This window comes from Phormidesmis sp. 146-33, from assembly GCF_052939515.1.
The window spans coordinates 97,083-110,587 of the sequence record NZ_JBJPHU010000002.1 but is presented as its reverse complement, the minus strand read 5'-3'; the positions used below and the strand labels follow the sequence as shown (position 1 = coordinate 110,587).

General features: G+C 49.9%; 14 protein-coding genes. 7 read left to right on the top strand and 7 right to left on the bottom strand.

Annotation, left to right across the window (positions count from 1 at the left end; all coding sequences use genetic code 11):
* Nucleotides 1-123: 123 nt before the first annotated feature.
* Entirely contained in the window at nt 124-399 is a 276-nt protein-coding gene (locus tag ACJ2PR_RS01765) for a hypothetical protein (RefSeq protein WP_446875681.1), read from the bottom strand.
* Between the two features lie 396 nt (nt 400-795).
* Between ACJ2PR_RS01765 and ACJ2PR_RS01760 the strand changes: the two genes are divergently transcribed.
* Entirely contained in the window at nt 796-1,038 is a 243-nt protein-coding gene (locus tag ACJ2PR_RS01760; RefSeq protein ID WP_446875680.1) for a helix-turn-helix domain-containing protein, read from the top strand.
* 484 nt (nt 1,039-1,522) lie between these two features.
* Here the strand turns inward: ACJ2PR_RS01760 and ACJ2PR_RS01755 are convergent, their stop codons facing one another.
* Nucleotides 1,523-3,175, bottom strand: coding sequence for an ABC1 kinase family protein (locus ACJ2PR_RS01755; RefSeq protein ID WP_446875679.1), 1,653 nt, complete (start codon nt 3,173-3,175; stop codon nt 1,523-1,525).
* A 200-nt stretch (nt 3,176-3,375) separates the two neighbouring features.
* Between ACJ2PR_RS01755 and ACJ2PR_RS01750 the strand changes: the two genes are divergently transcribed.
* The gene (locus tag ACJ2PR_RS01750) at nt 3,376-3,849 is read left to right on the top strand and encodes a hypothetical protein (RefSeq protein WP_446869648.1); all 474 of its coding nucleotides are present in this window, start codon (nt 3,376-3,378) and stop codon (nt 3,847-3,849) included.
* A gap of 291 nt (nt 3,850-4,140) precedes the next feature.
* Here the strand turns inward: ACJ2PR_RS01750 and murJ are convergent, their stop codons facing one another.
* Nucleotides 4,141-5,766, bottom strand: coding sequence for a murein biosynthesis integral membrane protein MurJ (gene murJ, locus ACJ2PR_RS01745; RefSeq protein WP_446875678.1), 1,626 nt, complete (start codon nt 5,764-5,766; stop codon nt 4,141-4,143).
* Between the two features lie 118 nt (nt 5,767-5,884).
* On the opposite strand from murJ, the gene ACJ2PR_RS01740 reads away from it, so the two are divergent.
* Nucleotides 5,885-7,060 carry an esterase-like activity of phytase family protein gene (locus ACJ2PR_RS01740; protein WP_446875677.1) on the top strand — a complete coding sequence of 392 codons (1,176 nt, stop codon included), beginning with the start codon at nt 5,885-5,887 and terminating at the stop codon, nt 7,058-7,060.
* A 303-nt stretch (nt 7,061-7,363) separates the two neighbouring features.
* A complete protein-coding gene (locus ACJ2PR_RS01735; RefSeq protein WP_446875676.1) occupies nt 7,364-7,954 on the top strand; it encodes a CpcT/CpeT family chromophore lyase in 591 nt (196 codons plus the stop codon).
* A 44-nt stretch (nt 7,955-7,998) separates the two neighbouring features.
* Here ACJ2PR_RS01735 and ACJ2PR_RS01730 read toward each other — a convergent pair whose 3' ends face one another.
* Nucleotides 7,999-8,193 (bottom strand): hypothetical protein, encoded by a 195-nt coding sequence (locus tag ACJ2PR_RS01730; RefSeq protein ID WP_446875675.1) that lies wholly within the window; start codon nt 8,191-8,193, stop codon nt 7,999-8,001.
* Between the two features lie 236 nt (nt 8,194-8,429).
* Between ACJ2PR_RS01730 and ACJ2PR_RS01725 the strand changes: the two genes are divergently transcribed.
* Genes ACJ2PR_RS01725 through ACJ2PR_RS01715 form a run of 3 tightly spaced genes read left to right on the top strand, consistent with a single transcriptional unit; the run spans nt 8,430 to nt 11,027 of the window.
* Nucleotides 8,430-9,581, top strand: a complete 1,152-nt coding sequence (locus tag ACJ2PR_RS01725; protein WP_446860743.1) for an NAD-dependent epimerase/dehydratase family protein — start codon at nt 8,430-8,432, stop codon at nt 9,579-9,581.
* Nucleotides 9,582-9,584: 3 nt separating this feature from the next.
* Nucleotides 9,585-9,872: a hypothetical protein gene (locus tag ACJ2PR_RS01720; protein WP_446875674.1), complete on the top strand. Its 288-nt coding sequence runs from the start codon at nt 9,585-9,587 to the stop codon at nt 9,870-9,872.
* Nucleotides 9,873-9,896: 24 nt separating this feature from the next.
* Nucleotides 9,897-11,027: a glycosyltransferase family 4 protein gene (locus ACJ2PR_RS01715; RefSeq protein WP_446871868.1), complete on the top strand. Its 1,131-nt coding sequence runs from the start codon at nt 9,897-9,899 to the stop codon at nt 11,025-11,027.
* 205 nt (nt 11,028-11,232) lie between these two features.
* On the opposite strand, the gene ACJ2PR_RS01710 is transcribed toward ACJ2PR_RS01715, so the two are convergent.
* The 3 genes from ACJ2PR_RS01710 to ACJ2PR_RS01700 form a co-directional block, all read right to left on the bottom strand.
* Nucleotides 11,233-11,727 carry a hypothetical protein gene (locus ACJ2PR_RS01710; RefSeq protein ID WP_446875673.1) on the bottom strand — a complete coding sequence of 165 codons (495 nt, stop codon included), beginning with the start codon at nt 11,725-11,727 and terminating at the stop codon, nt 11,233-11,235.
* A 30-nt stretch (nt 11,728-11,757) separates the two neighbouring features.
* Nucleotides 11,758-11,997: a hypothetical protein gene (locus ACJ2PR_RS01705; protein ID WP_446875672.1), complete on the bottom strand. Its 240-nt coding sequence runs from the start codon at nt 11,995-11,997 to the stop codon at nt 11,758-11,760.
* 452 nt (nt 11,998-12,449) lie between these two features.
* On the bottom strand, nt 12,450-13,382 hold the full coding sequence (locus tag ACJ2PR_RS01700; protein WP_446875671.1) for a helix-turn-helix domain-containing protein: 933 nt from the start codon (nt 13,380-13,382) through the stop codon (nt 12,450-12,452).
* Between the last annotated feature and the right edge of the window lie 123 nt (nt 13,383-13,505).

The window sequence follows — 13,505 nt, the reverse complement described above, 5'->3', positions numbered from 1 at the left end:
AACGTTTCACACAGGAGGGGAGCAAGAGGATCAGCCCAGGTTTTGTCAAATTGACAAAACTTGGCGAATTCAGCTTGCGTTACGAAGAGAAATGTTATAGAAGGCGATTTTTAAGAGCGGAGGTTAATCGGGTTGCTGATGCTGCCACTGCTCAAGTGGAGTTTGAATCTGGTCTGTATGTGACAGCATAAAATCTGTGAGTGCTAGAATTCGTTGGTGCGATCGACTGGCGACGCGGCGACTAGCCTGCCCACCCAGCCAGTGATAGGCGTTTGACCGAGAAGTGCAGCAGAGTTCAGCCAATACCTCATAACCAGCATTCCAGCGGTAGCTGAAAGTTTGAGGGGTTATCTGCATCTGGATAATCAGTTCCAGTGCTTGCTGCTGTTCCTCAGTCATAGGAATCTGCCTCAAGTTTATGCCGTGGTTTTTCTAAACACTCAAGGTCCTCCTCATAAGCAAAATCATGGAGGCAGATCGATCGCGAGGGACTTTCAGGGTCAAGCAAAATTAGGTAGTGCAAACCTGTAACTTCATGAGCGCTTTCGTGGGCATACAGCACTCCCAGAACACGTCCAAAGTCGGCGTTTGGGACAGATCGCCAGCACACCAAATCACCCAGATGGAATCTAGGCTGAGGGAGGTCGTTGGGCAGGGCATTAGGGAGCACAACGGGTGGCAACTGAGGTAAGGGATTGCCCATAAAAACGGATTAGAATCAATTGTTATTTATATAGCACATTTTGCTATTTATTTTATATAGACAAAACTGCTGTGCTCTCTGACGATTGTGCAGTGAGCAAAAATGACAGACTGAACATCAAACAACGATTTGGGCAAGCTGTTCGGAAGCGGCGACGAGAATTGGACATCACCCAAGAGGAGTTAGCTGAACGAGCAGGAGTTCATCGTAGCTATATTGCTAATGTCGAACGGGGTGAGATAAATCCCGCTCTAGAAAATATTGAAAAAATAGCTGAAGCTTTAGAAGTATCGATTCCTGTACTCTTTACTAACTACGCTCCTTCAAACGACTAGAACGCAAGTAGAAGCTTAGATGTAGTAGCGACTCGTCGTGCTTGTTTGGGTAAGCAGGATCTGAAGTACCTGCAACTACTCTCAAGAGTGCACCGCTAATCCCATGCAGAAAACGTGCTACTCCACTATGGCGGGGTTATATAAATTTTTCTTATAAAGCTTCTTGCTAAATGATTAAAATCATCTCTGAACAAGGCAAACAAACGGTTTCAGGGACTTCATAGCTGGAGAAATTTGGAGCTAGTCTTATAGTGAGACTCGCCAGTTAAGAAGTTTTTGTTGCAAATAAAAACTTGGGATCTAGCTCCTAAAATCAGTAAAGCCTGCAAACATTCTTAACACTTCTCTCATTCAAAGCTTTAATAGCTTAGTCAGTAGTCTAGAAACAGTGTGACAGTTAGTTTCCATGTTTACGTTTCAGTTTCCATGTTTACGTTTTAGTTTCCAACTTTAATGTTTCCGTACAACTAAATTCATATCCTACTCATCGCAGATGTCCCGATCGTAAGATACTCACGATCAACCACAGTCCCAAAAAGCTCGCCGCCGCAAACAGTACATCGCTCAACCAATAGACCTGACTCGACTGAGTATTCGCCGAAATTGTGGCTGCTCCAATAATCAGTGACCCGACCACCACGCTAAACGAAAGCCGATTGGCAGAAGAATCAACCGTCCGGCGCATTGGCTCCAGTTCTCGTACCGAAAAATTCCACTGCAAAGTCTCTGACGTGACGCGATCGAGCAGCATTTCGACCTGACGCGGCGACTGCAATGAGAGATTTTTCACATCCAAAACCGTCCGCAACAACGCAGCCAGCGGAGCCTCTCCTACGATTTGTCGCTGAAACACTTCCGTCATCATCGGACGAATCTTATTCGGAATGTTGAAGTTCGGGTCAAGGGTGCGGGCAATGCCTTCCAGGTTGGCGATCGCTTTAGCACAAAGCCCAAGATTGCCAGGAATGCGAATCTTATTGCTTCGAGCCACTTGCAGCACTTCGTAAACAAGCTTGCTAAAGTTGACCTGCGAAATGTTGAGACTATAGTAGCGGCGCAGAAGTTGGTCAAATTCTGTTTCAAGTTTAATGCGATTGATCGGCTGAGTCGGGGGCGCTAGTTGCAAAATTAGCTGAGTACAGCGTTGAGCATCCAGATTGACGATCGACAAGATCAATTCCAGCAAGATCTGCTGAGTGCGCGGATCGAGTCGTCCGACCATACCACAGTCAAACAGAGCCACCCGGCCATCGCGCAGGTAAAACAAGTTGCCCGGATGCGGATCAGCATGAAAGAATCCATCCAGACAAATCTGCTGAAAAAACGCCCTTAGCAGCATAGTGGAAATTTCTTCCCGTTCGCGATCGACATCCCCTTCAAATTGCGGATTGTCGAAGCTGGCAGCCAATAGCGGGACACCATCCAACCACTCCATCACCAGCAGTTTGTCAGTCGTCAGTTGCCAATTAATCTGCGGCACCGTGATGCGATCGACATCAATCCAACGAGAAGCCGCGAGATTGCGTTTAAGCTGATCCGTATTGTGAGCCTCTTGAGTAAAGTCAAGTTCTGCCCGCAGCGCCTGCGTAAATTCTTCAGCGATCGATACAATGTCGTAGTACTGTCCAAAGTCAGTTTGTGCAACCAGTTTAGCGATCAGGCGAATCAGTGAAATGTCCTGTTCGATCACGACTTCTAACCCAGGACGCTGCACCTTTAGAGCAACTTCTTGACCATCCTTGAGGGTTGCCCGATGCGTTTGAGCGATCGACCCTGCCGCCACAGGCTGATAGTTAATCGCGGCAAAGGTTTCTTCGAGAGGCGCTCTTAGCTGTTTGCGAATCACCACTTCAACTTCTGACCAGTCCACCGGGGGCACTTCGGCTTGCAGCGTTGAGAGCGCTTCGATATATTCGGCGGGCAGCAGGTCAGGGCGAGTACTGAGCAGTTGTCCCAATTTGACATAGACCGGCCCAAGGTCTACCAAAATATTGCGTAAAACCGCAGGGGGCGGAAGTTTCGGCTCATCAACTTTGCCCCCAGTCAACAATCGTCTCATGTAGTCCCAGCCGTTTCTCAAGACGACTTCAACGATTTCTCCCTGGCGAGAACTGGTCTGGACGATGCGTGAAAACATAAAGGCGATGGGGATAGCGGGTTTGAGTCAGATCAGCAAGGCAACCTCTCAAACCTATCGCAAGAAGGAAGTTTCGGCTATCTAACTTTCGGTAAGAATTTTGGGCTAAGACAGGACGGTTAACCCCCAAGCTCCCGCACCCCCGAACGGAAAAAAACAAGCTACTCTGAAAGAACACGACTTGGAGCTAAGACAGTGCGATGAATCGAATCTGGAGCGTAGCCGGAAAGGTAGTCGGTGGGCTGCTGTTGTGTGGTGGAGGAGCGGTTTCGATCGGTCTTCTACTAGGCATCACATTAGGCAATCCTCCAGGTTGGGCATTGGCGCTGTTGTGGTTGCTGTTAGTATTTTTTGGATTGGCACCTGCATCCATTGGCGGACTGCTAATCTACGCTGGCTCAAAAGCCTCTCGTCACGCCATTCGCGATCGCTTCTTTCAGCTATTACAAATCAATCAGGGAAGAGTGTCGCTATTAGATTTTGCAACAGCAACGCGATTAGAACCTGCGATCGCGCGTCGTCACCTAGATGATTGGGCAAAAGAATGCTCGGCTACATTTGAAGTGACCGATGGTGGCGATGTCTATTACATCTTCTCCACCGAACCTCTCGCCCTCCCTGCCGATCGAAACATCTTTCGACAAGCAGTTAAAGAATTTGTACGATCGCTGTAAGATTCTCACGTAATACAAGCAAGCAATTAAAGAACTTATCATCGCAGAAGATCACCTTAGACGTGTCAGAAAATTGCTGCGATCATTGATACGTTCCCCAAAGTTGGGGGGTTGGGGGGCAGAAGCGCTAAACAACGCAGCGAAAAAATTATCGAATTAACGTTAATACAACATCTGTTTGATGAACGTCTTTGCCCTGCAATTCCTGTCTGAAAGTTCCCCAAAATTGGCAGCTTGGGAGACAGAAATACTCGACATCAAAGCGAAAAACTCCATCGAATTTACGTCACATTAGCTTTTAACAAAACGCTGACGAATCCGGCCTACAAATAAATCGATTTCTGGAAGTTTCAACTGAGTGGCGAAAAGGGCAAACAGAGACAGTCCGACGAGACCCGATAAGCAAAGTTGAATCAGTAGAATTGGCAGCCCTTCATTACCTAGCACGTTTCGCAATCCCAAAAGAGTGCCCCAACTGGCCAGACCCGCGATCGCACTTCCCACCGTTAGCCCCACCACAGGCAAAATCCATTCTCGCAACGGCAAGCCATCCAGTTTACGATTCAAAAACCACAGAAGCGCGATCGTAGAGATGACGTTTACAGAAACAGTCGCTAACACCAATCCCGGTAAACCAAGTGGCTTAATTAATAGAAAGTCAAACAACGCATTCAAGAAAATATTGACAATGCTAATGCGAAACGGCGTATCTCCATCGCCTAACGCATAAAAGACGCGAACTAAAACATCTCGACTCAAATAAACAAACATCCCGATCGCATAGGCCATCAATACCATCGCCACCAGTCCAGAATCGCCCAGCTTAAACGCCCCCCGTTCATAAACCACTCGTACGATCGGTTTTGCCAACGCAATCATCAACGCACTTAAGGGCAGCATGGCGATCGCAGTCATCAACAATCCCTGACGAATTCGCATCTTTAACTCGCCCCAATCTTTAGGATCAGACAGCCGAGAAAACACAGGCAAAAAGGGCACCAAAATCATATTCGACAAAATACCCAAAGGCGTTTGTACCAAAAGATTGGCATAGTCTAACGCAGACACCGCCGCCCCCGGATTGGGCAAAAAAGACGTAAAAAACATATCCGTGTAGACATTGATTTGCAGCATTCCCGACGCAAACAGAGCCGGCCCCATCACCTTCATCACGTCTTGCACACCCGGATTCTGAAAGTCAAACCCCCATCGAAATCGGCTCAATCCTGCCTTTTGTTGGGCCCAAACCTGCGCCAGCCATTGCAAGATTGTCCCCACCAAAGCCGCCCACGCCAAAACAATTCCCCCGATCGCCGCATACTGAGGCTCGACAATATTCCGTCCCAGATAAAACGCCAGCGCACCGACCCCAATCACGATCGTCACACTCGACAACAGCGGACTCACCGACGGCAACCAGTACAAATCCGCCGCATTCAACGTGCCAAACCCAATGCCAATCATGCCAGCAAACCAGGCGATAGGAGCCATAATTCGCAATTGTTGAATGGCGATCGCTCTCACTTCCATCCCGTGGGCAGTCTGATGCAAACCGGGCGCAATCAGATCGATAAACTGAGGCGCAAACGCAATTAACCCTAGCGCAACCAGAAATAGAACGCCGCCCACCAGTGTAGAGACCGTTTCGACCAGAGGAGCCGCTTCTTCTTTATCGCGCTTGGCAAGCGCACTGACCATCGCACTGTGAAACGGGCCGTTAATGCCACCCAGCAAAATCAGAAAAAACCCTGGAATGATCGCTGAATATTGGTAAGCACCGTAGGCCGCTCCCAGCCCAAAGGCCGCCGCGATCGCAACCTGACGCACCAACCCAAACACTTTGCTGATCAGCGTGGCGATCGCAACAATTCCGGCAATTCCGGCGAGCGATCGAGCGGGCTTTGAGAATTCTGGCACAGGCTTTTTGTAAAATGGCTTCACTTATTTAATCATTTTTGGTCAAAGGTGACGGGAAGACTCCGCAGCGATGCAGATCTTCTATAGTTGGTTTTTAGGTCTGGTGTTTAAGAAATTTATGGCTTCTTTTTGTTCCGTACTTCTCAAGCGATCAGGGCTGTGGGCGATCGTTCTTTTATCAACTCTGCTGACCGCTTGCAGTTTGCCCCAGGTGAGTGCAGAAGATCGGCTGTTTTTACCCATTTCCGTCGAGTTTTTAGAGGCTTACACGCTGCCCAAAACAACGTTTCAAGACACGCCTGTGGGGGGATTGTCCGCCCTCACTTACGACCGTCCCCAAAATCTCTTTTATGCAGTGTCAGACGATCGCAGCGACCGCACACCCGCCCGATTTTATACAATGGCGCTGGCGTTAAATCCAGACAAATCAAAAATTGAGACTGTCAGCATCAAAGCTGTGACAACGCTCAAAACAGAAACAGGACAGCCCTTTGAGAAAGGCACGATCGACGCAGAAGGAATTGCCCTCTCACCGATCGACTCACTCTTTATCTCCAGTGAAGGGGTAGTTCGCGATGGCGTTGCACCCTTTATTGGCGAATTTGATCTCAAAACTGGACAGCTAAAGCGCAAACTCCCCATTCCAGAGGCATTTTTACCAGACGATTCCAATCAACTACTGCAAAAACGCGGCATTCAAGACAACGCAGGATTTGAGCCACTCACACTCAACGCCGGAGCCGCCAGCATGGGAGCAATGGAACCCTATCGCCTATTCACCGCCACCGAGTCTTCGCTCATCCAGGATTTAGAACCCGCCAACGCCAACCAGGGAGCCAAAAATCGCCTGCTGCATTATCTAGTCGAAGACGATCGCTTTACGCTAATCTCTCAACACCTTTACCCATTAGAGCCAAAACCCGTCGGAGCCTTTGACCAGGGATTGAGTGAACTGTTGGCAATCGACCAGGCAGGTCATTTTCTCAGTTTAGAGCGATCGTTTGGACTCCAAGGCTTCCAGGTCAAGCTGTTTCAAATCGCCACAGGCGGCGCGACTGACATTTCGACAATCGCCAGTCTCAAAGGCACCCTCAAAGGCACTCAGCCCATTCGCAAGCGGCTTTTACTAGATTTCAATCAACTCGACATTCCGATCGATAATCTAGAAGGAATGGCGATCGGCCCTCGGTTATCAGACGGCTCCCAAAGTCTGATTCTCGTCAGCGATGACAATTTTAATTCTCTCAACCAAGTTACCCAATTTCTCCTACTCCGCCTCAAAGGAAAAGTGTGAGAGATGCGCCCTTTAGTTTGATGAATCGGTAGGTTTGCGTCTGCAAATTGATCGAGCTAACCAGCCTATATTTTCAAGTACAACTTCTCTCGTACCAAGGAACGATCGAGTATTCCTAACGGCAACTTCTCCCGTACCAAGGAACGATCAAGCTTTCCTAACGACAACTTCTCCCGTACCAAGGAACGATCGAGCCTCATCAACTGATAAGTCACACACCAGAGACTCAGAGACATTGTTTCCAGGCATCTCCCAAGCCCCTAAAATGTTCTTCAAAGCAGACCGCAATTTTAGTTAACTTTCATGACTCATTCCACCGATATTCAAGCCCTAGCCCGTTTGATGGCCGCCGACTTTAGCAATCAAGAACAAGCCTTTGAAAATCCACCTTTCTATGCTCACATTCGAGTTTGTATGCGTCCTTTGCCGATCGACCTGCTTACAGGTGTAAGTTTTTACATTGAGCAAGCCTACGATTACATGCTCAACGACCCCTATCGAGTTCGGGTGTTAAAACTGCTCGAAAACAACGGACGCATCGAGATCGAAAACTATATTGTTCACGATGAAAAGACTCTCTACGGCGCTTCTCGTGATACCCAACGCCTGCAAGATCTCAAGCTCGATCGCTTAGAAAAACTACCCGGTTGCAACATGCACGTAGAGTGGACAGGCACCAGCTTCAAAGGACAAGTCGAGCCAGGAAAAGCCTGCATGGTAACCCGCAAAGGACAACTCACCTACCTCGATAGCGAATTTGAAATCGACAATCAGAAATTTATGAGTCTCGATCGCGGTCGAGATCCCGCCACCGATGAAATGGTCTGGGGTTCTGCGGCCGGCCCGTTTCACTTTGTCCGCTGGGCCAGCTTCGCCAACGAAGTAAAGAGTTAGTCACCCACTCAAGCGGTTTGCCAAAAATCACAAAAAAAACCTTTTTAACCTGCGAAGGCAGGTTTTGTTCTATTAGCCGCGAATTCATTCGCCCGATCGCCCACTTCGGTATTTAACGCTTCTGCCCCCCAACCCCCCAAATCTGGGGGACTTTCGGACAGGATTTCTTGCTCAAAGTCCCCCAAGTTTGGGGGATTTAGGGGGCTGCCTAGAGTGATCGCTACAGCGAGGAATTTCATCGAATTCACGTCAGGTTAGCCAGCCACACGATTCTAAAGACGGGGTTAACGTCAGATTATGCCTTTTGATAGTTGTTCCTCACCGTCGATCGACCCCAAACGCAAAAGCTAAAAGCCAGAAGTGAAAAGCAAACCGCCAATCCCAAGAGCCTTATCAACAAATCCAAAACTCTTAATCCACAAAGTCCCCAAACCTGATAGATTTGGCAAAGTATTCGCGAACAAGATGTAGCAAGATGAAAGTCCTAGTTATTGGTGGTGATGGATATTGCGGTTGGGCGACCGCGCTTTACTTGTCCAACCGAGGGCATGAAGTCGCGATTTTAGACAGTCTGGTCAGGCGACACTGGGATATGGAGTTGTGTATCGAAACACTCACCCCGATCGCGCCCATTCAACAACGCCTCAAACGCTGGCACGACATTACAGGCAAAGCGATTCAGCTATTCATCGGCGACATCACCAACTACGAATTTCTCAGCAAAGCACTGCATCAATTTGAACCAGACTCGATCATTCACTTTGGCGAACAGCGATCGGCTCCCTTCTCCATGATCGATCGAGAACACGCCGTTTTGACTCAGGTTAACAACGTCGTCGGCACGCTTAACCTGCTCTACATCATCAAAGAAAGCTTCCCCGACTGTCACCTCGTCAAACTGGGCACGATGGGCGAATACGGTACGCCAAATATCGATATTGAGGAAGGCTACATCACGATCGAACACAACGGCCGCAAAGACACCCTGCCCTACCCCAAACAGCCCGGCAGCATGTACCACCTCAGCAAAGTGCATGACTCTCACAACATCCATTTCGCCTGCAAAATGTGGGGACTACGCGCAACGGATCTCAATCAGGGCGTGGTCTATGGCGTTCTCACCGAAGAGACGGGCATGGATGAGTTGTTGATCAATCGTCTCGATTACGATGGCGTGTTTGGCACCGCATTAAACCGATTCTGCATCCAGGCAGCAGTCGGGCACCCCCTCACCGTCTATGGCAAAGGCGGACAAACGCGAGGATTTTTGGATATTCGCGATACCGTGCGCTGTGTAGAACTGGCGATCGCCACCCCCGCCAATCCCGGCGAATTCCGCGTCTTCAACCAATTTACCGAACTGTTTAGCATCGGCGATCTAGCCACAATGGTGGCAAAAGCAGGGACGGCGATCGGTCTCAACGTCGAAGTCAAAAACTACGAAAATCCCCGCATCGAAAAAGAAGAACACTACTTCAACGCCAAAAACACCAACCTGCTCAACCTGGGACTTCAGCCCCACTACCTGTCTGACTCGCTGTTAGATTCACTGTTAAACTTTGCCGTCAAATACAAAACCCGCATTGATGAAGATCAAATCCTCCCCAAAGTAACCTGGAAGCGCTAACCTATGAACCTTCGAGTTTTGGTCTTGCTGCTGACGATCGTCTTACCTGGGCTAGGAGCGATGGCACTCAGTGCGTTTTATCTGTTTCCAGAGTGGGCGGCCTTAGATAAAAGCTATCGAAACTACGAAAAACTCGCGGCGACGGGGGCGGGGGTTCGAGAACTCTCGATCGCGCAGTCCGCAGAAATGAGACACCGCCTCAACTGTTTTGCAGAAGGAGTAGGCGTTTTGTTAGGAGGGGTGATCGTGGCAATTGGCATACATGGATGCACCCTCCCCAGGCAGCAATAACCGTTTTATGTCATCTCTTCCTTTATGCGAGTTGCCCTGTTTACCGAAACGTTTTTGCCCAAAGTCGATGGCATCGTCACTCGGCTGCGTCACACCGTCGATCATTTACAACGTCTGGGTGATCAAGTTCTAATTTTTGCCCCAGAAGGCGGCTTGACCGAACACAAAGGAGCCAAAATCTTTGGAGTGTCCGGTTTTCCATTGCCGCTTTATCCTGAGTTAAAACTGGCCCTCCCTCGTCCAGCGATCGGCGAAGCCCTCACCCAGTTTCGGCCTGACATTATTCACGTCGTCAATCCCGCCGTATTGGGACTCGCCGGACTCTACTACAGCAAAACGCTAAACATTCCCCTGATCGCCTCCTACCACACCCACCTGCCCGAATACCTTCAGCACTACGGACTGGGCGCACTCGAAGGGCTACTGTGGGAACTGCTCAAAGCGGGACACAATCAGGCACAACTCAATCTCTGTACCTCCACGGCCATGATGCAAGCCTTGACAGAGCATGGAATTGAGCGAGTCGATCTGTGGCAGCGCGGCGTGGATACCGAAACTTTTCAGCCTCATCTAGCCAGTGCAGACATGCGAAATCGGCTCAGTCAAGGCCACCCCGAAGCGCCATTGTTGCTCTATGTCGGTCGCCTATCTGCCGAAAAAGAAATCGATCGCATCAAGCCTGTTCTAGAATCAATTCCCAATGCTCGTCTCGCGCTCGTGGGGGGCGGCCCCAATCAGCAAGCGTTAGAAAAATATTTTGAAGGGACTCCGACGCACTTTGTCGGCTACCTGGCAGGCCAAGAACTCGCTGCTGCTTTTGCTTCTGCCGATGCCTTTGTCTTTCCGTCGCGCACCGAAACCCTGGGATTAGTCCTACTCGAAGCGATGGCGGCCGGCTGTCCTGTTGTAGCGGCTCGATCGGGCGGCATTCCCGATATCGTCGAAGACGGCGTAAATGGCTATTTGTTCGATCCAAATGATGACCAGGGGGCGATCGTTGCCACTCAGCGACTCATCTTTGAGCAAGAAGCACGAGAAACCCTCCGCCGCAATGCTCGACGCGAAGCAGAACGCTGGAACTGGTCATCGGCAACTCGGCAACTCCAAAGCTACTACCGAGAAGTCGCCGGACAGTCTCTCTCATCGGCTGCCTGAAGCGATCGAGCAGTTTTCTCTATCCCAAAGCAGCGCGACTCGATAAAACCCTTCGCTGCCATCACCCATACGGGAATGCTCCCTCAACTTCTCACCCGCAGAAGACTATTCTAACGTCAGTCTCCAAGGAAGGGGTGTAAGGCTTGTTGTTGCAGTTCTACTTTGGTTCCGAGTGTGAGCATCCTTAGGGTGGCGACCGACATGGCTAACCCCATCCGCTCTGCGCGTTTTGGGTCGGTGATGCGTGAGGACTGCCCATGCCAGCCATCACTTTTGAAATCGCGATAGCCATCTTCAATCCACAGGCGGTAGCTGTCCCACAAGCCCTCGGCTTGGTCAGTCGGCAGGTCAGTGACCACGAACCACGGGTCAGTATCGCCTTCGTCCCAGCGTGCGACCAGGGGACAATCGAGCGGATTGGTGCAAAAGCACCGCTCCAAGCTTGACCGAGCCGAATCCAGTCTTTGAGCAATTGCCAGTCGCCATTGGGGAGAACTTGGATTGTCTTATTCGGGTGTTGATTGATCCGCAAGAACGGATGCCACCCGACTGCCCTGGTCGCGGCAAACAGCCAGTCGGCATACAAGCCTCGGTCAGCACAAACCACCACCCGCCAGTCCGGTGGAACCCCGCCAGCCAGTTGAGCGAACAACGGCTCCCAGTAGGGTTGCCAGCGATCCGGTTGATTCCCAGGCACCATTTTCCATGCCACCGCAATCGCGCTACCGCGCTACTGCACCGAAACCGACAGCACACTCAATCGGTCTTTCTGCGTCGTCACATCCATGACCAGAAATAGTTCTCGACAACGGTGCGGCAACAGCGACAGCACCCAAGTCAACAGCGGCGCAAAGTAAGGTTCGACCTGCCAATCCCAGCGATGCTTGCCGCTTTTTGCTGCCGCATCTTGATACCATTCCTGGAGGCGTTGGCGCACCGTGTCCGGTCGCTCCCCGTTTAATCCAGCCATGGTTTCGGCAACGCGACTGAGGCTACTCGATTGGGTCAATGCGATCCCAAAACTCCACACCCTTAATCCCGTCACGTGCGATAGGCTGAGGTTGCCAAATCATTCGCTGACAATCCGGTTCCAAGCTTTGAGCGAAGGGTCTTGTGGCATCTCTACTGCCTCCATACTGCTCTTCTTCTCATTATCGAATCGTTGGGGTCACTGCTCGCACCTTCACCACAAACCTACATCTGTAGGGGGTGGGGGGCAGAAGCGTTAAATACCGAAGCGAAAAAACTCTATCGAATTCACGTTAATCTGATTGACTGACAAATCTTTTCAGGTAGGTTGGGTTTCACCAGGTTCGACCCAACGTTAGCAACGGTAGAAAGGCTGCTGTTGGGTTTCGCGTCGCTCAACACCAACCTACGAAGAATCGAGGGTTTCAGGAGTTTTGTCAGTCAACCAGGGTATTAATTTCTCAAAACTGATTTAGGAGTCACTCCCAGTACCCTTTTAAAGTGACGATTGAGATGGCTTTGATCTACAAATCCTACAGTTCTGGCAATCTCTGCGATCGTCAGTTCTCCTTGTAGCAGCAATTCCTTGGCGCGTTTTACCCGGCACTGAATCACATACTGATGCGGTGTAAACCCGGTAGATTGCTTAAATTGCTCAGAGAAATAATGGCGGCTCAGTCGCGAAACCGTCGCCAACTCGACTAGACTCAGATCTCGATCGAGATGGTCGTGAATGTAATCGACCACTTGCCGCAATCGAGTGCTAGACAACTTTCCGAGATTGCTGCTCAAAACGGGTTGCTGGGTTGCGTAGCGCTGAAGTAAATGCACTATTAAGGCGTTCGCCATCGTTTCGGCGTAGAGGCGACTCCCCGCATGAGGATTTTCTAGAATCGCTTTGAACACTAATCCAATTTGGTGAACTAAAGGATCAGGCGTGGCAAAATGGGGCACCAGTTCTACCCGGTCTGGGTCAAATGATTCGTGCATTGCTTGGGCAAAGATGCTCGGCTCAAAACTTAGAAAAATAACTCCGCCAGAGATGTTCCATTGCGATCGCGCACTCACAGTCGCCGGAACAATCAGCATATCGCCCTGCATGACTTGTTCCTGACGAAAGCATCCACCTAACGTTCGCTCTACCGAGGCGGGCGATGAGAGTTCTGTAAAGATAGCCACACAATGCTGTTTTGAGGACACTTCAGGTGTGGCTCCGGGCATCAGATAGTCGTAGGCGCAATCTACCCCCTGCCACTTGTCTGCCAAGCTAGTTAGCAGCGGCAATTGAGCAAACACCCGCTCATATCCTGCTTCTTTTTCTTGAGCAAAATCGATCGTTAAGGAAGTCGCTTCTGACATCTGCTGATTGCCTCCGCGCCATTTCATCACTTTTTATCGCATCACTTTTGACAGTACCCGATCAGAAACCGGACGAATCTGCAAAAAATCGGACGAATCTACAAGACCTTGAATCACAGACTTTCTACACTCGCTAATAAAAGACTCAAC